The 18,972-nt window shown below is 53.5% G+C and carries 20 protein-coding genes and 1 tRNA gene; 9 read left to right on the top strand and 12 right to left on the bottom strand.

The window, feature by feature from the left end; all coding sequences use genetic code 11:
- The first annotated feature begins 147 nt into the window (after positions 1-147).
- From ACOCF6_RS04320 to ACOCF6_RS04280, 9 genes are all read left to right on the top strand, one after another.
- Positions 148-1,122, top strand: a complete 975-nt coding sequence (locus tag ACOCF6_RS04320; protein ID WP_482459159.1) for a lysophospholipase — start codon at positions 148-150, stop codon at positions 1,120-1,122.
- A gap of 7 nt (positions 1,123-1,129) precedes the next feature.
- A complete protein-coding gene (locus ACOCF6_RS04315; protein ID WP_482459158.1) occupies positions 1,130-1,621 on the top strand; it encodes an MFS transporter in 492 nt (163 codons plus the stop codon).
- A gap of 322 nt (positions 1,622-1,943) precedes the next feature.
- Positions 1,944-2,396, top strand: coding sequence for a hypothetical protein (locus tag ACOCF6_RS04310; RefSeq protein WP_482459157.1), 453 nt, complete (start codon positions 1,944-1,946; stop codon positions 2,394-2,396).
- 101 nt (positions 2,397-2,497) lie between these two features.
- Positions 2,498-3,793 (top strand): ATP-dependent 6-phosphofructokinase, encoded by a 1,296-nt coding sequence (locus tag ACOCF6_RS04305; protein WP_482459156.1) that lies wholly within the window; start codon positions 2,498-2,500, stop codon positions 3,791-3,793.
- Positions 3,794-3,908: 115 nt separating this feature from the next.
- Complete coding sequence (locus tag ACOCF6_RS04300; protein ID WP_482459155.1) at positions 3,909-4,082, top strand: DUF1904 family protein; 174 nt, start codon at positions 3,909-3,911, stop codon at positions 4,080-4,082.
- 285 nt (positions 4,083-4,367) lie between these two features.
- Positions 4,368-4,811, top strand: a complete 444-nt coding sequence (locus tag ACOCF6_RS04295) for a MarR family winged helix-turn-helix transcriptional regulator (RefSeq protein ID WP_482459154.1) — start codon at positions 4,368-4,370, stop codon at positions 4,809-4,811.
- A gap of 65 nt (positions 4,812-4,876) precedes the next feature.
- Positions 4,877-5,467, top strand: coding sequence for a YceI family protein (locus ACOCF6_RS04290; RefSeq protein WP_482459153.1), 591 nt, complete (start codon positions 4,877-4,879; stop codon positions 5,465-5,467).
- A 64-nt stretch (positions 5,468-5,531) separates the two neighbouring features.
- Positions 5,532-6,137 (top strand): NUDIX hydrolase, encoded by a 606-nt coding sequence (locus tag ACOCF6_RS04285; RefSeq protein ID WP_482459152.1) that lies wholly within the window; start codon positions 5,532-5,534, stop codon positions 6,135-6,137.
- A gap of 156 nt (positions 6,138-6,293) precedes the next feature.
- Positions 6,294-6,704 carry an acyl-CoA thioesterase gene (locus ACOCF6_RS04280; protein ID WP_482459151.1) on the top strand — a complete coding sequence of 137 codons (411 nt, stop codon included), beginning with the start codon at positions 6,294-6,296 and terminating at the stop codon, positions 6,702-6,704.
- Positions 6,705-6,856: 152 nt separating this feature from the next.
- On the opposite strand, the gene ACOCF6_RS04275 is transcribed toward ACOCF6_RS04280, so the two are convergent.
- The 12 genes from ACOCF6_RS04275 to selD all read right to left on the bottom strand — a co-directional run bounded on the left by ACOCF6_RS04275 (position 6,857) and on the right by selD (position 18,951).
- Positions 6,857-6,931: transfer RNA gene (locus ACOCF6_RS04275), tRNA-Gly, on the bottom strand.
- 68 nt (positions 6,932-6,999) lie between these two features.
- The gene (locus ACOCF6_RS04270) at positions 7,000-8,235 is read right to left on the bottom strand and encodes a glycosyltransferase family 4 protein (protein WP_482459150.1); all 1,236 of its coding nucleotides are present in this window, start codon (positions 8,233-8,235) and stop codon (positions 7,000-7,002) included.
- Positions 8,228-9,172 (bottom strand): glycosyltransferase family 2 protein, encoded by a 945-nt coding sequence (locus ACOCF6_RS04265; RefSeq protein ID WP_482459149.1) that lies wholly within the window; start codon positions 9,170-9,172, stop codon positions 8,228-8,230. Before ACOCF6_RS04265 ends, ACOCF6_RS04270 begins: the two co-directional genes overlap by 8 nt.
- An 80-nt stretch (positions 9,173-9,252) precedes the next feature.
- The gene (locus ACOCF6_RS04260; protein ID WP_482459148.1) at positions 9,253-10,215 is read right to left on the bottom strand and encodes a glycosyltransferase family 2 protein; all 963 of its coding nucleotides are present in this window, start codon (positions 10,213-10,215) and stop codon (positions 9,253-9,255) included.
- A gap of 136 nt (positions 10,216-10,351) precedes the next feature.
- Positions 10,352-11,209 carry a c-type cytochrome biogenesis protein CcsB gene (gene ccsB, locus ACOCF6_RS04255; protein ID WP_482459147.1) on the bottom strand — a complete coding sequence of 286 codons (858 nt, stop codon included), beginning with the start codon at positions 11,207-11,209 and terminating at the stop codon, positions 10,352-10,354.
- 16 nt (positions 11,210-11,225) lie between these two features.
- A complete protein-coding gene (gene resB, locus ACOCF6_RS04250; protein WP_482459146.1) occupies positions 11,226-12,590 on the bottom strand; it encodes a cytochrome c biogenesis protein ResB in 1,365 nt (454 codons plus the stop codon).
- Between the two features lie 169 nt (positions 12,591-12,759).
- The gene (locus ACOCF6_RS04245) at positions 12,760-13,026 is read right to left on the bottom strand and encodes a cytochrome c3 family protein (RefSeq protein ID WP_482459145.1); all 267 of its coding nucleotides are present in this window, start codon (positions 13,024-13,026) and stop codon (positions 12,760-12,762) included.
- A 77-nt stretch (positions 13,027-13,103) separates the two neighbouring features.
- Positions 13,104-13,607, bottom strand: a complete 504-nt coding sequence (purE, locus tag ACOCF6_RS04240; RefSeq protein ID WP_482459144.1) for a 5-(carboxyamino)imidazole ribonucleotide mutase — start codon at positions 13,605-13,607, stop codon at positions 13,104-13,106.
- Positions 13,608-13,633: 26 nt separating this feature from the next.
- Positions 13,634-14,908 carry a phosphoribosylamine--glycine ligase gene (gene purD, locus ACOCF6_RS04235; protein ID WP_482459143.1) on the bottom strand — a complete coding sequence of 425 codons (1,275 nt, stop codon included), beginning with the start codon at positions 14,906-14,908 and terminating at the stop codon, positions 13,634-13,636.
- Positions 14,909-15,064: 156 nt separating this feature from the next.
- Entirely contained in the window at positions 15,065-16,621 is a 1,557-nt protein-coding gene (gene purH / locus ACOCF6_RS04230; protein WP_482459142.1) for a bifunctional phosphoribosylaminoimidazolecarboxamide formyltransferase/IMP cyclohydrolase, read from the bottom strand.
- A 48-nt stretch (positions 16,622-16,669) separates the two neighbouring features.
- Positions 16,670-17,917 (bottom strand): ASKHA domain-containing protein, encoded by a 1,248-nt coding sequence (locus ACOCF6_RS04225; RefSeq protein WP_482459141.1) that lies wholly within the window; start codon positions 17,915-17,917, stop codon positions 16,670-16,672.
- A gap of 5 nt (positions 17,918-17,922) precedes the next feature.
- Positions 17,923-18,951: a selenide, water dikinase SelD gene (selD, locus tag ACOCF6_RS04220; RefSeq protein WP_482459140.1), complete on the bottom strand. Its 1,029-nt coding sequence runs from the start codon at positions 18,949-18,951 to the stop codon at positions 17,923-17,925.
- Positions 18,952-18,972: the final 21 nt, after the last annotated feature.

Raw genomic sequence — 18,972 nt, 5'->3', positions numbered from 1 at the left:
CTCCTGGCTAAATTGTAGCATAAGAGACATTATGGGCGTACCAATATCATTAGGAACTCGCAGCAGGTTGTTGAAATAGCCGAAGCTGGCGAGTTGAATAGTTGCGACACCGAATCAGGTGAAACCGTGAAGATCGTGGACCCAGGCATGAATAACATTCGTTTGATATTGAAGACAGCGATTGTGGTGGTTACCCTGCTGCTCGTATCTGCATGCACTCCACTGGTAAATTATCCAGGGCAACTGGTCGTTGCACCCAAAATTGAGAACGGATTTTTTGTCACCGGGGATGGGGCCCTGCTGCCGGTACGATCCTGGCTGCCGACGGATAAGCCGGTTACGGCTGTTATTGTCGGTGTGCACGGATTCAATGACTACAGCTATTCCTTTGCCTTTCCCGGAAGCTACCTGATCCGCTACGGCATTGCCTGGTACGCCTATGACCAGCGAGGATTCGGCGCTGCTCCCGGGAGGGGGTTGTGGTCTGGTGTCGATGCATACAAAAACGACCTCTCCAGCTTCGTTAAAGAGATTCGCAAACGCCATCCGGACATCCCGCTCTACATACTGGGCGAGAGTATGGGGGGCGCTGTCGCAATCGTAACTCTGGCCGGGAACAATCCACCCCCGATAGATGGTGTCATACTGGTTGCCCCTGCGGTGTGGGGACGGGCAACCATGCCATGGTATCAACGATGGCTGCTTGCGGTTACCTCGCACACGCTCCCCTGGCTGGAGCTGACCGGAAGCGGGCTGGACTTGATTCCTTCCGACAATCTGGAGATGCGCAGAGCGTTGCACGTTGATCCACAGGTTATCAAAGGCACCCGTGTTGACGCCATGTACGGTCTTACCAATCTGATGGACGCGGCATTGGAACAGGCCGGGAAACTGCGGATACCAACCCTGGTCCAATACGGCAAAAACGATCAGGTGATTCCCAAAGAACCTATGCTGCAGATGCTCGAAAAGATGCCTGTGACAACCAGGAAAGCGTTCTACGGGCAGGGGTATCATATGCTGCTGCGCGATCTTCACCGGGAAAAGCCCCTGATCGACATCGCAACCTGGATCAGCGATCATAACAAACCCTTGCCTTACGGAACGGTAAATTGGAATTGATCTGACGGTGGGCAGCATGCTGGGCTCGCTGGCCGGGTTCAAATTCATGGGGCGTCTGATAGACCGTTTTGGGCCGCAGCGGGTGTTTCTGCTGTGTCACATTGGTTTTAGCGTGGCGCTGTTTGTCTTTCCGGCCCGTATTCTGTTCCCGATATCGCCGCTGGCGGCAGGTTTTATCGCATCGCTGGTTCTGGGATTGATCACGGCAATCCTCGGCCTGACAACCACGGCCCAATCCTTCCGGATCTGCCGCGGATCCCAGCGCACCATCGCCTATGCCCTGGTGTCGGCGACCCAGTCCCTGGGTTCGGGCATGTCGGGGTTCGCCCTGGCGGCGCTGTTGTCGCATATGGGTGTAGCCGTACCCGGAGGAAATCCCTTTGATCTGATCCTGCTTGGTCTGGGGGTATCTATCCTGCTGCAGATTGCAGCGCTCAGGCTGCTGGCGCATAGGCGGGAAAGCGCTGCCCCTGTCGTAGTCGCCGGCTCTGTTTCATGACCGGTATTCTCTGCTGTCGCCGAAGAGTCGGACAATACTGCCTTGTTTGACCGATCCCCCCACACCCCACGTCGCTGGCCCAGCGTTCCCCCCGCCTGATCTCTTTTGACACGCCATGTAAACAGTACTATAGTCCGCCTTGATGAAAATCCTTAAACCGACTCCTCTTTCAGATGCCCGCATAGTTTGAATGCAAATGTTTCAGGAAAGACGGTGGGATGTTGGCCGGAAAATCGGTTAGCATGTCACATAGAGTTTTATCAGGTATTAAGTTCAAGCGAGATAAGTAAGGTGTCCCCAGAATACCAAAAAGGAGGAACAAATGAAGCATCGCAATCAAAGGATACATAAAACCTTAAGGTACACATTTGTTCTATTCATGATTACAGTTGTATCGGCCCCTATTTTGGCAATGGCTGATAATACTTTGCCAAGTATTGTTCTGACTGGGCTTAATGAATACAAGGCAAAAGGGCCTGAAGCGGCAGTTAAGGCCTGGATTAAGGGAAGTGCATTTGAAACTAGTCTTGAAGCACTGAGCCAAGCGAATACTTTCAAGCAAGTCGAGACAATGTATGGAGCTTATCTTGGTTATCAGGTGATAAAGATAAGAGAAATATCAAAGACGTCCCAGATGGCATATTTGAGCTTTGATTATGAAAAAGGACCTTTATTCGCTAGCTTTTTGTCCTATCGAAATGGCGATAAATGGATTCTTGCAAGTTTTACCTTTAACATGAAGCCAGAGGTCATCCTGCCAAATAGCTTTTTGTAGCAGGGATGAAAATGGGACATGCTCTTATTCGCTGAGGACGTCCATCTATGGTTTCAGCAATTAGATCCAGACAATAACGACACCACTCAACAAGGACATGTATGTCGAACAAAAACTTAACCTCGAAAGACTTTGAAGTCCAGTGCCTTGGGGAAAACCTGCATCCGTCACCGATGCCGAGTCAGTGCTTCTGTGATGGCTATGAGCGTCTTCTCTATCATTCAAGTTTTGATGAAATCCAACAGCGCATCGCCAGTAATCTAGCGCCGTTATCATTTGAGGTTGCGGGTCCGCGCCGGAATATCTTCTTTGATCCCTCCTCGATCGCTTGCGGTATTGTCACCTGCGGTGGTCTCTGTCCGGGAACGAATGACGTTATCCGCGCCATAGTGATGAGCCTTTATCACCATTACGGCGTTCAGAATATTTATGGTTTCCGCTATGGCTATGAAGGTCTCGTATCCAGTTACGGCCATAAACCTCTCAAGCTGACCACGGAGCTTGTCAGCCGCATTGGAGAGTCAGGTGGCACGATTCTCGGTTCATCCCGAGGGCATCAAGATCCGGCAGCGATGGTTTCAACGCTCACAGAGCTTGGGATTGGTATTCTGTTTACCATTGGGGGAGACGGAACACTGAAAGGTGCGGCTAAAATATCAGAGGAAATAGCTCGGCAAGGAATATCAATCAGCGTCATCGGAATTCCGAAAACTATCGACAATGACATTTCCTACCTGCAAACAACATTCGGCTTTGAAACGGCAGTTTCCGAAGCCCGAAGATCGACGTATGCTGCCCATACCGAAGCGCTCGGAGCCCGCAACGGTATCGGCCTTGTAAAGTTGATGGGCCGGGATTCCGGTTTCATTGCCGCTTATACAGCAATGGCCGATTGCCAGGTAAATTATTGCCTGATTCCGGAATCGCCGTTCACACTATCCGGATTGCTCGCTGATCTTGAGAAAAGAATCCGGCAACGCGGCCATGCGGTAATTGTGGTTGCGGAAGGCGCCGGACAAGAACTGATGACGGCATCAGGTCAAGTTGATGCTTCAGGGAATACGAAGCTTACCGATATCGGCCTGTTCCTCAAAGAGAAAATCAATGCGCATTTTGCAGAGAACGGTCTCGAGATGACCCTGAAATACATCGACCCGAGCTATACAATTCGAAGCCAGCCGGCGAATCCGCATGATGCAACATTCTGTTTATCACTTGGGCACAATGCTGCTCATGCCGGGATGGCGGGACGAACTAATATGGTTGTCGGGTTTTGGAATCATCAATTTGTGCATGTACCGATTTCGCTCGCATCCAGCACCAGGAAGAAGATTGATCCAAGTGGTCGGTTATGGAGCAGTGTTATTTCATCAACGGGACAGCCGGCGAATCTATAATCGCCGGCACAACAGAATCTGCGATGATGGCATAAGGCGGAGGGGTGAGGTGGCCGGGGTTTGTGAGACCGCCTGAGGGATGAAATAAGCAACGCCCCGTTCGCTGGAGATATACATGTTCCCCCGGGGTCAGGAAAAACATGACACTATTGCGGCAACAATGCATGACCTGCTCAACCATTTTGGTTGTCGCGATGTCCACATATTCTTCGTACTCCTGACCCCCTCCCTGTACTACAAGGAAGGGAGGCCGTTGCAGGAACTCAGTTGGTTGCCGGTCGATAATTGATCCGGAATGCAAGAAACTGGGGCAAATTACAACGGCAAGGCTGTGGCAGCAAAAACTCGTCGTCATTACAGCTGACAAATAGCGCTCGGGCTTTCTCTCGTTATGAATCGCTTCCAGCTGGACCATGATATCGTCCACGTTTCACCTGTTTGACCGATACGGTGACTTTTGTGAGGAAGGCCGCAACTCGAACAAAAAACTGTTGACAGTGTCGGCTTTAAAATATAATTTGATATTAAGCTATTTGATATCGATCGATTATTCTGGCGTCCAAAAAGGTTAGCAATGAAGCTCACACAAAAATCAACATATCGCGCCCTGAATACCTACACCAAACTGATGCGGGCGGCTGAATCGGTCACCAGCAGGGTACATCGTGTATTGGCAACGCCAAAACTCACCATCAGCCAGTTTGGCGTACTGGAAGCGCTCTACCATAAAGGGCCATTGTGCCAACGCGACATCGCCTCAAAGATTCTCAAGAGTACCGGCAACATCACCCTGGTGATCGACAATCTGGAAAAACAGAATCTGGTAAAAAGAGAACGCGACAATGAGGACCGACGTTATTTGACCATTCACCTTACTGCAGCCGGGACAGCGCTGATTGCCAAGGTATTTGCCGATGTCGAAGCTGAAATCGTTACGGAAATGGCATCGCTGGACGAGAACGAGCAGGAGTTACTTGGTCAATTGTGTAAAAAACTGGGCATGAAAGGAGTGTCGTAAAGCAGCAGCATTTTTTTGGGCACATAGTTCAACATCAAACCAATACTAAGCAAAGGAGAATTACCATGAAAAGAATTATCGCATCCATCACCACCATTATCGCCCTGGCCATTCCGGCCTTTGCATTCGCCACAACCTGGACTATCGACCCCGACCACTCCAATGTGGGCTTCAAGGTCAGGCACCTGATGGTGTCGAACGTGAAGGGCAACTTCGAGAAGCACACCGGAATCGTGGAGATCAACGACAAGGACATCACCAAGTCCAAGGTAGAAGTCAGCATCGATACCAACTCGATCAACACCAATGTCCAGAAGCGAGACGAGCATCTGCGCAGTGCCGACTTTTTCGATGTGGCAAAATACCCAACAATGACCTTCGTATCGAAGAAAGTTGCCAAGGCCGGCAAAGACAAGCTGAAAGTCACGGGCGACTTGACACTTCACGGTATAACCAAACAAGTCGTTCTCGATGTTGAAGGGCCTTCGAAAGAAAGCAAAGACCCGTGGGGCGCTATCCGGAAAGGTGCAACGGCCACCACAAAGATTAATCGCAAGGATTTCGGCCTGGTCTGGAACAAGGCCCTGGAAACAGGTGGGGTTGCTGTCGGCGAAGAAATAACAATCACCCTGGAAATTGAAATGATCAAGAAGTAACAATACCGGATTTTCGCAAAACTTGTTCTAGCGGATTGCACAGGCACATGATGGACCGTCTGACATGGAACCCATTAAACAGATAAAAAATGCTCTCAACAACCACCCGGTTCGAATAATTGAACCGGGTGGCCGGGCACACGCTTCTGTCGCCTTGATTCTGAAAGATCAGCCGTCCGGACTGAGTATTCTGTTGATTGAGCGATCAATCAATATAAACGATTACTGGTCTGGTCAGATCGGGTTGCCGGGAGGCAGATCTGAAACACGTGACGAGAGCCCGCAACATACTGCCGAGCGCGAGACAAACGAAGAGATTGGATTGGATCTGTCCACAACGCAATTTTTAGGGAGGCTCGATGACCTTGCACCCGCAGGATTGAAGATCGTTATTTCCTGTTTTGTCTACGCAGTTGAAAATCACCCGTTTCTGCGTCCGGATAAGAGAGAAGTTGCTGATGCCTTCTGGGTTACCGCTCTAGAGCTCATAAACCCGGCTAGGATTTCACGTGTAGAGATCATGTTCCGGAACCGACTAAGAAAATTTCCCGCAGTGAGGGTTGTTGACGACAAAGGACAGCCACTTTGGGGGATAACATATAAGCTGCTCCGCAATTTCAATAAAGTCGTACATACAGGGCATGAACTCACTGAAAGGAAAGGACGTTGAGGCACTTTCGGCACCGGCACCAATCTCCAATCAGGATATGCTGCTTACGGAACCACGTGAATTGCTCCAAAAAAAGGATCAGAATCTCACTAATAGAAAATGGGCCCACCAATACAAGGAGGCTCTGATATTTAAAATGCAAAGCAGGAGGCGTTCGTGACCAATCAAAATAACCACCCGGACGGCGAATTACTTCTCCGTACCTCTCCAAGGCCAAGTGACACCAACATGAACGGCGATATTTTCGGTGGTTGGATCATGTCGCAGATGGATATCGCCGGCGGCATGATTGCGATAGAAACGACTGGCGGACGAGCTGTAACTGTTGCTGTGGATGCTATGAAATTTATTAAGCCGGTTAAGGTAGGTGATGTTGTCTGTTGTTACGGCAAGGTCGTCAGGACCGGGAACACATCCATCACCATCAGGCTGGAGGTGTGGGCGACACCGCTGCTGCGAAAACAAAACATTCCCAAAGAAGATGCAGCCTTCATGGTCACCGAGGCATCTTTTACGTATGTGGCCGTTGATCATGAAGGAAAGAAACGGCAATTTACAGAACGTTAGGGCTGGAAAAAGACTGGAAGACCATTCAAGGGTACTTCGGGGATGATTTTCAATCCGGCGGCATGAACAGCAATGCCCCGACCGCATGCGAAAGAACATGCGAAAGCCGGGGCAAATTAAGCGCTAACCATAGTAAATGGTTGGATATTTAGTGGAGCGGGAAACGGGATTCGAACCCGCGACTTCGACCTTGGCAAGGTCGCACTCTACCACTGAGTTATTCCCGCTCAGTGAGTTTTCTTAAATACCAGAGCCGTGCGCTGATGTCAATGCTTTTATGTGATCAGGCCATAAATTATTGTCTTTTCCCCAAAGCATTCGACACTGCTTGAGTATCTTGTGCGGGACCTGTCTGATGCAAGAGCATGGATTGATAGACTATTAACAACAATTCTCCACGGGAGTGCCATGAGTGTTCATGGACGGCCTTGTCCCGAACCTTTTCAGAGAAATGTTTCCTGGATTCGCTGTCGGAGACTAGACCGGCAATTTTGTCTGCCAGGTCACGGGCATCACCGTAACTGGCGTAGATGCCCGTGTCTCCGAGCACTTCGCGGTTGACCGGTGTCTCAAAGGCAACTACCGGCAGTCCGCAGGCCATGTAGTTGTATATCTTGCCGTTTGCTTCAGTGGGCGATAGTTTGGGGGTTACGGCAATATCGGCCGCAGAGAGCAGCACGGGCGCTACCTTGTAATCAACCTTTCCGGTGAATTGAAGCATGCCGGAAAGGCCACGTGTCTCTGCTGCCTTTCTATACCGTTCGTCGGGAAAACCCATAATCAGGAAAAATACCTTGATGCCTTTGGTTTGCAGGATTTCTATGCAATCAAGCAGCAGGTCTGTGCCCTGATATTTGCTCAGAATTCCCAGATAGGCAACGACAGTGCTGTCGGGAGGGATTCCAAGCATCGTACGCCCTTCGTGCTGTGGGCGAGGATGAAAAATATCGGTATCGACACCATCTATCAGTGCCGTGACGCGCTGGTCCGGAATTTCCCAGGTCGTGATAAGCTCGTTTCTTCCGGCGCTGGAACTGGTGATGATCGTATCAGCACAGTTATTGATTGCACGCTCGATACGCCCGAAAATACGCGCTGTAAAAGATGTAGCACGAAAAAACCCGTGGTCGATGCATTCGCCGGTCAGGCTTCCCTGGTAATCGAGTAGAAGCGGAACTCCGGACAGCTTTTTGAGGAAATAGCCGATGAAGGCACCTTCGTGCAGGTGGGCATGTATCAGGTCCGGTTTGAAATCCGGAATGAGCAGAGCCGCTTTGTAGAACAGCAGTGCGTCAAGGTAGAGCTTGTGCAGGGAGGGGCCGGCCTCCAGTCGTGAATACCAAGGTATGCGGGGGATGCGGATGGTCGGGATGTCAGGCATGTCCCGTCCGAGGTGATAGGTGACGATGCGGACGTCGTGCCCCTGTTTGCGAAGCGCCCGTGCTTCCTCGTATATCCTGACGTGACAACCCCGGTCTGCAAAGTAGGGGGTAGGGGCCAGCACGAGGATCTTCAGTTTTGTCTCAGCCAAGATTGATCCTGTCCCTGACAACGTAGATCGGTTTGCCCTGGGCCTCGTAATAGGTGCGGGCATTCAGCTCGCCCAGCAGGCCCAGAACGATAAACTGGATTCCCATGAACAGCAGGAAGGCGGTCAGGATCAGCAGCGGGTTGCGGTTCATGCTGAAGTGCTCGAAGATCTTCATGTAAATGGTCATGGTGCCGGTCCCGCAGCCTGCCAGGAGCGTGTAGACCCCCCACTTGCCGAATAGTTGAATCGGTTTGGTGGAATAGGTCAGCAGGAACTTGACGGTCATCAGGTCAAGGATAACCCGGAGCGTGCGGGAAATGCCGTATTTACTGGTGCCATGCAGTCGGGGACGGTGGTTGACGGGCAGCTCCGCGACTTTGGCGCCTACCTGGGATGCCAGGGCCGGAACAAAGCGGTGCATCTCACCGTACAGGTTGATGCCGTCCAGGACCTCGCGGCGATAGGCCTTGAGGGTGCAGCCGTAATCGTGGAGATGGACACCGGTCATTGCCGAGATCAGGGCGTTGGCAAGGATTGAGGGGATTTTCCTGGTGACGAAGGTGTCTTTGCGGTCGTTGCGCCAGCCGGAAACCACATCAAAGCCCTCGTTGAGTTTTTCGATCAGGCGCGGAATGTCGGCCGGATCATTCTGGAGGTCGCCATCCATGGGGATGATGATGCCGCCGGCAGCGGCGTCGAAACCGGCGGACATGGCAGCGGTCTGCCCGAAATTTCGACGGAAGCGGATGACCTTGACGCGTGTATCCTGGGCGGCAATGTTCTTGAGTGCCGTGAACGACCCATCGATGGAGCCGTCATCCACCAGGATGATCTCATAGTCACTGTCGTTTCCGTCCAGCGCCGATGTAATTGCCTGGTACAGCGCTGCAATGTTGTCTTCCTCGTTATAGATAGGTACAACGATACTAAAGTCCACGAAACTCTCCGGATTAAAACACTAATAATAGAATTATGCCTGCGCACCTTAGCAGATTTCTGTTGATCTGGACATACTAATTACCACTCACGCTGCCCGAATTCCTTTATTCTGCGGACGCGAATCACCGGCTCTGTGCTGGTTGCGGAGATTCCCTGTTTGCCGCGGATCAAGCCGTAAAGGAGCCCGTAACCATTGGAAAGGTGCATCAGGGGGAACAGGAACAGCAGCACGCCGGCTGTGATAGAACCTGTTGAAGTGATTGCGGCGATCGTGAAGAAGAAATCCAGCATCGCATAGAGGCACAATGGGATAACAAGCAGCGGGCTGGAAAGCACAAAGGGCAGCATAGCGAGGTATAGCAAAAAAAACAGGGGGACAAATCCGATCAAAGGGCCTGAGCCCGTGATCAGCGTCTGCTGAGCCCGGCCGCGCCCATAGGAGAACATCTGGCGGATAAACAGCCGTAGTGATCTGCGCTGGCTGCGATGGATGGCCAAGTTAGGTGCATGCAGCAGTTTATGACCGGAGGATTGTATCCGGTCCAGTAGCTCGTTTTCTTCGTTGGGATACAGCCGCTCATCCAGGCCTCCCGACTCAATAAAAACGGTGCGCCGCAGTGCCAGATTGCAGAGGATCAGCTCTTTGTCGGTTGTCTCGCGGATTCCGCCGACCATGCGATAGCGGTTGCGCATGCCGCCCGCTCCGAAGAGGGATGATAGGGCCAGGCCGAAGAGTTGCTGCAGCGGAGAATCGTCCGGAGGAGTGAGCGATGGTCCGCCGACAACAGCCACGGACGCGTCCGACATAACGGCTGCGCAGGCATCAAGGCAATCAGGCGCCACCAGGGAGTCGTCGTCGAGAAAAAAAAGTATCTCCCCCTGGGCCTGCTGTGCCGAAGCATTGCGCTGCCGACTCGGTGAACTGCCTTCGGCAATCAGTACTTCGAAGCGTGAGCCGGTTTCCGCAAGTTGCCGCAACGGCTCCAATGCCGCTACGTAGCCGCCGGGTTTGACCGGAATGATAAATGAAAAGGTTGGCATATTGGCTACCGAGAAAACCATTGTGCGGGAAAGTAACCGGCGTTGTATAAGAAAAACCTCCCTTAGCGCGTGCGTCCAGGCGTCACGATAAAGGAGGCTTTTTACGGGCTAAGCCGCAGGGCGTGGTGTGATCCTGTTACTTACCGCCGCCACCGTAACTGTGGAGGCCGGAGAGAAACAGGTTTACGCCCAGGTAGCAGAAAATTGTGGCTGCAAATCCGATCACGGAGAGCCAGGCGGCACGTTTTCCTACCCAGCCTCTGGTGAAACGGGCGTGCAGGAATGCTGCATACACAAACCAGACGATCAGCGACCAGGTCTCTTTGGGGTCCCAGCTCCAGTACGTGCCCCAGGCGTAGTTTGCCCAGGCGGCACCGGTGATGATCCCTAGGGTCAGGAGCGGAAAACCGATCATGATGGAGCGGTAGTTGAGATCGTCCAATACCCTGGTGGGGGGAAACATGGACATCAAACCGCCGGCAGGTTCGGATGAAGTATCTTCTTCATGCCTGGCCTTGAGCAGATACATGATCGAAATGCCGCAGGCTACGGCAAAGGCGGCATAACCCAGGAAGCAGGTGATGACGTGATACAGCAGCCAGTTGCTTTGCAGTGCCGGCACCAGAGGCTCGATGCCGTTCTTCATGCCGAGCTGGGCCCAGGCCATGCCCAGCAGGGCAAAGGGCACAACAAATGCGCCGATGATGCGGTATTTGTATTTAAGGTCGATGAACATGTAGATCAGGATGATGGTCCACGAGAAAAAAACAACCGATTCGTAGAGGTTTGACAGCGGTGCGTGACCTACGCCCATATCGTAGGATTCTTTCCAGCGCAGGCCAATGGCAATGGTTTGTATGGCAAGTCCGGCATAGGCGATCAGGCTTCCGGCCATGCCGACAGCCTTGTTCCTGCTGGCAAGGAATGCAAAAAAGGCGACCATGGACGCCATATAGGCAATGGTTGTTACGTTAAATAACAGGGAGCTGGTCATATCGTCGAAACCTCCGCTAGAACTTCAGGTTGGATAACTTTTCGGCCAGATCATCAAATTGCATCCCGAAAGCTGCATGATTTTTGCTGGCATTACCGTACATGCGGGCATGTCCTTTTGTCACAACGATCCAGACCCGCTTGTGCGACATGAAGAAGGCTATGAACAGACCGATAACCATCAGGGTACACCCCAGCCAGACAATCTCGACCCCCGGGTCCTTGGCGAACTGAAGGCCGGTATACATGCGGGCATTGGTGCCCTCATAGCCGAAGATGATGTCATCACCGCGCTGGGCATTCATTTCAGGGTAATTTTTGAGCACGATAAAGGTTTGGGGTGCCTTGCCTTTGAAGCTGACCTCCACGCGAGCCGCCGGTCCGGAGAACTCGGGCATGAACTGACGGACTTCCTCTGCAACTTCCAGCAGTTTAAAGCTGGTGCCATCCTTTAACGTAATCTGTTTGCCCACGGCGACTGCAAACTTTTCAGCTGCACCGCCCGTACGCGGCTTCATGGAAAAAAAGTGTTCACTGCCTTCATTGGCCTGGCCATAACTGGACTGGTAGAATGTAATCTTCTTGAATGTCAGGGGGTCGTTAACGATAACCTTGACGTTTGTGTAGTCAGGAACCGGTTTTCCGTTTTCCAGGACGGTCAGGATGCTCTTAAACTCTTTAGGGGCACCGGTATTGTAGCGTTCCACGGTGAATTGCTCAAGCCGGAGCGCATAACCCAGGTCAATTTCTTTTCCTGAACTGATGGTTACTTTGGAGATGCTTTCACCTTCCTGGATATTAACAAAACCCTTGAAGCCTAAAAGTGAGCCGAGAATGGCGCCGATAAAGATCACCAGAATGCTCAGGTGGACGACATAGACCCCCAAACGGCTCCAGACGCTTTTCTGTGAAAATAGGTGTAATTCGCCGTTGTGCTCGGTGACGACCGGAGGGCTGAATTCATTGCTGAGAAACTCGGTGAGAAGTTCCTTTGCCTTATCGGTTGTGGCCGAAAAGGTGATTTCCTTTTTCTGCGAGAAAGAATTTTTCATGGATTCGGCCATCACCAGCATTGGTTCGCTGATGAATTTGAACACATGAGGCAGTCGTTTGATGGAACAGGATATCAGGTTGAGGCTGAATACGTACAGCAATGTAATGAACCACCAGGAGTGGTACATATCAAAGAAGCCGAGTTTTGAGTAAATCTCAAGCTTCATAGCACTGATCTGGGCAACGTACTCAGGGGGAAGTTGTCCTTGAGGCAGGATCGTACCGATAATCGAGGTAAGTGCCAGGGAGATAAGCAGGAACATTGTGAGTTTGAGAGAACAGAAAAAATCCCAGACTAATTGAACAAAGCTGCGTTCGTTGGTTGCCAATGGTATCTCCAAGTGAGTGTGATGGAATTGCGCTCAACCACGTAATACATCCTGTAACTATAGTTCAATTCAGATAAAAGAGGTACCATTTTTTTAATCTGCACAACGAAAAAGGGCAGCAATGTTTCCATTGCTGCCCCGAATTCACGCAATTAAATTGTAAAATAGCTTATTTCTTGTGGCAGTCCTTGCAGGATGTCGGCCCTTTTTTACCAGCCACATGGCAGTCTTTACAGCCAGCCTTGTGAGCCAAGTCCTTGCCGAAGCCTTCGATCTTGCCGGGGCCTTTTTCGTGACATTTCTTGCAGTCACCCACGGCTGTCTGGTGAGCCTTGTGATTGAACTTTACGTCTTTCTTCATTTCAATGATGTCACCGGCAAAAGCGGTCCCGGCAAAAGCAACAACGGCCAACAATGCAACAAAAGCGTTTTTCATTTCTACACCCTCCTGGGTAAATTTTTTTATTCAGATACTATGAAAAAACATCAAGTGTCAAGCAGAAAGTGTATACACTATCTTGCGGGCTGAATTGCGGCATCCTTGAGGGCGCATTCCGTATCCATCTCACAACGGTACTCCGCCAGCGCGTCAGTCAGGACGGTATCACCCAGGGCAAGCATCTGAACGGCAAAGATACCGGCATTTTTTGCACCTGCCTTGCCGATAGCCATGGTCGCCACCGGTATGCCGCCGGGCATTTGCACGGTGGAATAGAGTGCATCGATTCCGTTCAGCGCGCCCCCCGGCATCGGGACTCCAATGACCGGCAGGATCGTCTTGGCAGCCACAACCCCGGCCAGGTGGGCAGCCATTCCGGCACCCGCGATAATGATTTTAATTCCCCGGCCGGCCGCTTCGGAAGCCAGAGCCATGGTCCGGGCCGGCGAGCGGTGGGCGGACGAAATGCGCATCTCCCAGGGAACACCGAATTTTGTCAGAACATCAGCGGCTTCCTGCATGACCGGCAGGTCGGTATCACTTCCCATAATAATCAGAACCAGTGGCAACGTGCTCATGGAACAACTCCGTAGAAACAAATGAATTATATACGTCCTAGCGCTTTTTTCCCGATATCCCTGCGAAACTGCACGCCGTTCCAGTTGATGCAATCAACGGCCCGGTAGGCGGTAGTTATGGAGTCCTGAACCGAATCGCCCAAAGCCGTCACACCCAGCACCCGGCCGCCATTTGTAACACAGCTGCCATCCTTTTGTGCTGTGCCGGCGTGAAACACGTAGACGTCTTCGATCTGCGCTGCAGCGTCCAGGCCGGCGATAACGTCACCTTTACGGTAGTCGCCGGGATACCCTTCCGCTGCCATGACGACACAGACGGCGGCTCTGTCATGCCACTCGATGTCGATTCCGGTCAAGTCACCGTTTGCAACCGCTGTGAGCACCGGCACAATATCCGATTTCATCCTCATCAGCAACGGCTGGCACTCCGGGTCCCCGAAGCGGGCATTGAACTCCAGTGTCTTGACCTGACCATCCTTGATCATCAGCCCGGCATAGAGCACACCCATGTAGGGTCGGCCCTCTGCTGCCATGCCGTCCACGGTCGGGCGGATGACCTGCTGCATGGCTTTTTCATGGATATCCGGCGTTACGACAGGTGCGGGAGAATAGGCCCCCATGCCGCCCGTGTTGGGCCCCAGATCATTATCGAAGACCGCCTTATGGTCCTGGGCGCTTGCCAGCGGGATGATCCTTTTTCCATCGGTGATGACCAGAAACGAGGCCTCTTCCCCGGTCAAAAACTCTTCGATCACAACCCTCGAACCGGCGCTGCCGAAGGCGTTGCCGCTGAGCATGTCTCGAACGGCGCTAACCGCCTCGTCACATGTCTGCGCGATGATGACCCCCTTGCCGGCCGCCAGACCGTCAGCCTTGACCACGATCGGTGCTCCGGTGCGGTTGATAAAGGCTTCTGCTTCGAGCAGATCTGTAAACACGCCATAGGCAGCAGTTGGAACATTGTACTTCTGCATCAGATCCTTTGAGAACGCCTTGCTTCCCTCAATAAATGCGGCTTTTTGTGACGGGCCGAAAACCTTGAGTCCGTGGCTCTCGAACAGGTCGACAATCCCCAGCGAAAGTGGCTGTTCCGGACCGACGACAGTCAGGTCGATCTTGTTTTCATAGGCAAACGCTAGCAATTTGTCCAACTGATCAACAGCAATCGGCAGGTTTTCAGCAAGAGTCGCCGTGCCCGGATTGCCCGGAGCACAGTACAGCTTCGTTACGAGTGGTGACTGGGCGATTTTCCATGCCAGGGCATGTTCGCGGCCGCCGCCGCCGATTACCAGAACTTTCATATCCGCACCTCATGGTTGAAAAATTAGAGTCTGTTAAGGAGTGTTCAGTTTTCGCGATGTCAAGGAAGATGAGCGATTTCGCGGAGGCGTACCCTTTGGTACGCCGCACAAGATAATCGTGAAATCTGACGCCGAGATCGCGGAAAATGGACGCTCCTAGTGTCTGAAATGGCGCATGCCGGTGAAGACCATGGCAATGCCAAGCTCGTTGGCGGCCTTGATAACCTCTTCATCGCGGACACTGCCGCCCGGCTGGATGATGGCTGTTACACCGGCTTCGGCGGCGGCATCTACACCGTCCCGGAAGGGGAAGAATGCATCCGATGCCAGGACGGTGCCCTTGATGGGCAGGAGCGACTTCTGAACTGCGATTCGTGAAGAGTCAACCCGTGACATCTGGCCGGCACCGATCCCGACGGTCTGGTCGCGGCTGGTGAATACGATGGCATTCGATTTGACGTGCTTGCAGACCCGCCAGGCAAAGTCCAGGGCTTCATATTCAGAGGCGGTGGGGGTGCGTTCGGTGACAACCTTGCAATCAATCGCCCGGACCATGCCCAGATCGCGACCCTGAACCAGTAATCCGCCGGTGACTTTTTTCAGGTCGTAGCCGCTGGCGGTGTAGTTGGCCAGGAGCGGCACCTGCATGACGCGCACGTTCTTTTTGGCGGTGAAAATGTCCAGGGCCTCTTCACTGTAGCCGGGAGCGATAACCGCTTCCAGGAAGGTGGAGGTCAGCTCTTTGGCGGTGTCGGCATCCACTGTGCGATTGAAACCGACAATGCCCCCAAAGGCCGAGACCGGGTCGCATTCGCGCGCCTTGAGGTAGGCGCTCAGGGGGGAATCGGCCAGGGCCACGCCGCAGGGATTGGTGTGCTTGATGATGACCGCTGCCGACTGCTCGAATTCCTTGACGGTCTCTATGGCTGCATCCAGATCGATGATGTTGTTAAAGGAGAGCTCCTTGCCCTGCAGTTGGACCGCGGTCGAAACACAGGGCTCGGCAACGTTCTTTTCTACGTAGAAGGCTGCCGATTGCTGGGGATTTTCGCCGTAGCGCAGGTCCTGAGCCTTTTTTACCTGAATCGTGAAGGTGGCGGGGTAGTCGGCAACGCCGTCGCCCAGACGGGCCCCCAGGTAATTGGAGATGGCACCGTCATAAGCGGCGGTATGCTGGAATACCTTGACCGCCAGACCGAAATTGGTCTGGGCGGAAACCGAACCGCCGGTGGCTTTCATCTCATCAAGCACCGTGGCGTAGTCTGCCGAATCCACCAGTACGGTGACATCGGGATAGTTCTTGGCAGCCGAGCGCAGCATGGTCGGTCCGCCGATATCGATATTTTCGATGGCGTCCTCGAGGTGACAGCCCTCCTTGGCAACGGTGGACTCAAAGGGGTACAGGTTGACGATGACCATATCGATGTTTTCAATACCGTGTTCCTTCATCTTGGCGACATGTTCCGGATTGGACCGCATGCCCAGCAGGCCGCCATGCACCTTGGGGTGCAGTGTCTTTACCCGGCCGTCGAGCATCTCGGGGAAGCCGGTGAATTCTGAGACATCCTTGACAATCAGACCGGCATCCCGCAGCAGTTTTGCGGTGCCGCCGGTGGAGAGGATCTCTACGCCGTAGCCGGCCAGTTCTTTAGAAAATTCAACAACTCCGCTCTTGTCAGAAACGCTGATCAGCGCCCTGGTGATTTTTGCCATTGTTCTTGCTCCTTGTCGCGTATGTAGGTAGAAGGTTTATGGATGTTGTCAGTGGGGGAAGTCTATATGCCGCATGAAGAGTTCTTCGAAGAGCGGCGTGCCGGAAAGAGGTACGACTCTGAAACGGCCGGCAGTCGCCTCTACTGCGGCAAAATTATCGCCGACGGCCAGGGCCTTTTCCGCCCCGTACAGAGCACCTTCTGGCGTGAAATGCGTAATGTGTACCATGCTTTTATCAAAAATTCCAATTGATTTAAGCCATTCTGGCCGCAAAACCGCACCGAAAGAACCGGTCAGAACCACATGTTTCAAGGCCTGGAGCTGTATACGCGCTTTGTCTGCTAGCACCTCCATGCCGGCCCGGATGGCGCTTTTGGCCAGCTGGATCTGTCGAATGTCAGTCTGACTGAGGTAGATCAGCGTGCGGGAATCGCGGTGCAGTACGAATGCATTTTCACTGTTAAGGACAATGACCCGGTTAGCCAGGTTCGAGGTGATTTCCCTGCTGTCCTTCAGGCGTCCTCCGGCTTCGATGATTTCGTGTTCCAGCAGTGTCGTCACGGTTTCAATGGCTGCCGAGCCGCAGATGCCGGCCGGAGTAACTGTGCCGATCACCTGCAGCCTTAGCCGCTCATCCTGAATCTCCACAGAACTGATTGCCCCCGGTAGAGCCGCCATCCCGCAGGACAGGTTGCCCCCCTCGAAGGCCGGGCCGGCTGCGGCGGAGGTGGACCAGAGTGTATTGCCCGATAGGAGCGCCATCTCGCCGTTGGTGCCCATATCCAGGTAAAGGACAGGTTCAGCGGGCCGGAGGCCGGGATCCAGTTGGCCGAAGAGAAAGGCAACGGTATCGCCTCCCACAAAACCGCCCGGCATGGGAAACAGATAGACTGGAGCAGAGACTTCCCATCCCAGTTCTGCGGCAGTCAGGTGTGTGCCTTCGGTGTGGCAGGGGCGGTAGGGAGGGTACGCCAGTGAGCGGACCGGGAGCTCCAGCAGAATATGCTGCATGGCCGGGTTGCCGGCAATGGCGATCTGGCGGACCTTCTGCCAGGGGATTGCGGTTGATTCACACAACTCGCCAGCCAAGTGCCACAGTTCGGCGCGAATCAGGTGAGACATTTCGTGCAATGCCTCTTCGGAGTGGACCGCTGCATCCAGGCGCGAGACAACGTCGGTGCCGAAGCTGCGCTGGGGGTTCATGCTGCCGGTCATGGCCAGGCGCTGTCCACTGCTGAGATCAATCAGGGAGGCAGCCAGGGTGGTGGTGCCGAGGTCGATGGCGAGTGCGTACATGGTCATCACGTTACGTGGATGTGGTGAGTTGAAAATGGCACGACAGAGCCGATCCTGCAGGCGTAGATGCCTCGTTCGGCCGCAGAGGCCATGAAACAATCTGCATTCTCAGGCGCCAGGGCGATCAGCAGGCCGCCGGAGGTCTGGGGGTCGAACAGTGGCAGCAGGGCGTTATCTGCCAGGCGGCTGCCGGTTATGAACGGCAGGTAGTGATCCCGGTTGCGGTAGCAGCCGGCCGGCAGCATGCCATCGTTGGCCAGATCCGAAACGCCACCCATGAGCTGTATGTCATTGACCTGCAGTCTGATCGTAACTCCGGCGCCGCGGGCCATCTCACAGCTGTGGCCGATCAGGCCGAAGCCGGTTACATCGGTGGCGGCACTGGCTTGGCACTCGGCCATCAGCTCCGCGGCAGTGCGATTGAGGGTTGTCATCCAGCGCACCGCTTCGGAGGTAATCTCGGCAGAGGCCATCTCTCCCTTGATGGCGGTTGAGAGAATGCCGGTGCCCAGCGGTTTGGTCAGTATCAGATGGTCTCCCGGTCGGGCGGTTGAATTGCGGATGATGCGATCGGGATGGATTAATCCGGTTAATGCCAGGCCGTATTTTAATTCATCATCCTCCACCGTATGGCCACCCACCAGGCAGACCCCCGCTTCCTTCAGGACGCTCTGTCCACCGGCCAGGATTTCCCGCAGGACCTCACCCGGCAGTGCGCAGGCCGGGAAAAAGACCAGGTTCATGGCGGTTACCGGACGGGCACCCATTGCATACACATCGGAGATGGCATTGGCGGCGGCAATCCGTCCGAAGGTATAGGGATCATCGACCAGGGGGGTGATGACGTCGGCTGTCTCCACCAGGGCGCACTCCGGCGAAATCCTGTAGACCCCGGCATCATCAGCTGTTTCCGGTCCTACAAGCAGGTTTGCATCGCGATCTTCCCAAAGCCCGTCCAGGGCTTTCGCCAGGCCCGCCGGGCCCAGTTTCGCGGCTCAACCGGCCGCTTTTACCAGCTGTGTCAATTTGATCATGGCTCTCTCGTGGTGATGTGG

This window comes from Geobacter psychrophilus, assembly GCF_056821595.1.
Note: the sequence above shows the minus strand (reverse complement) of the source record. Positions and strands in the feature narration are given on the sequence as shown.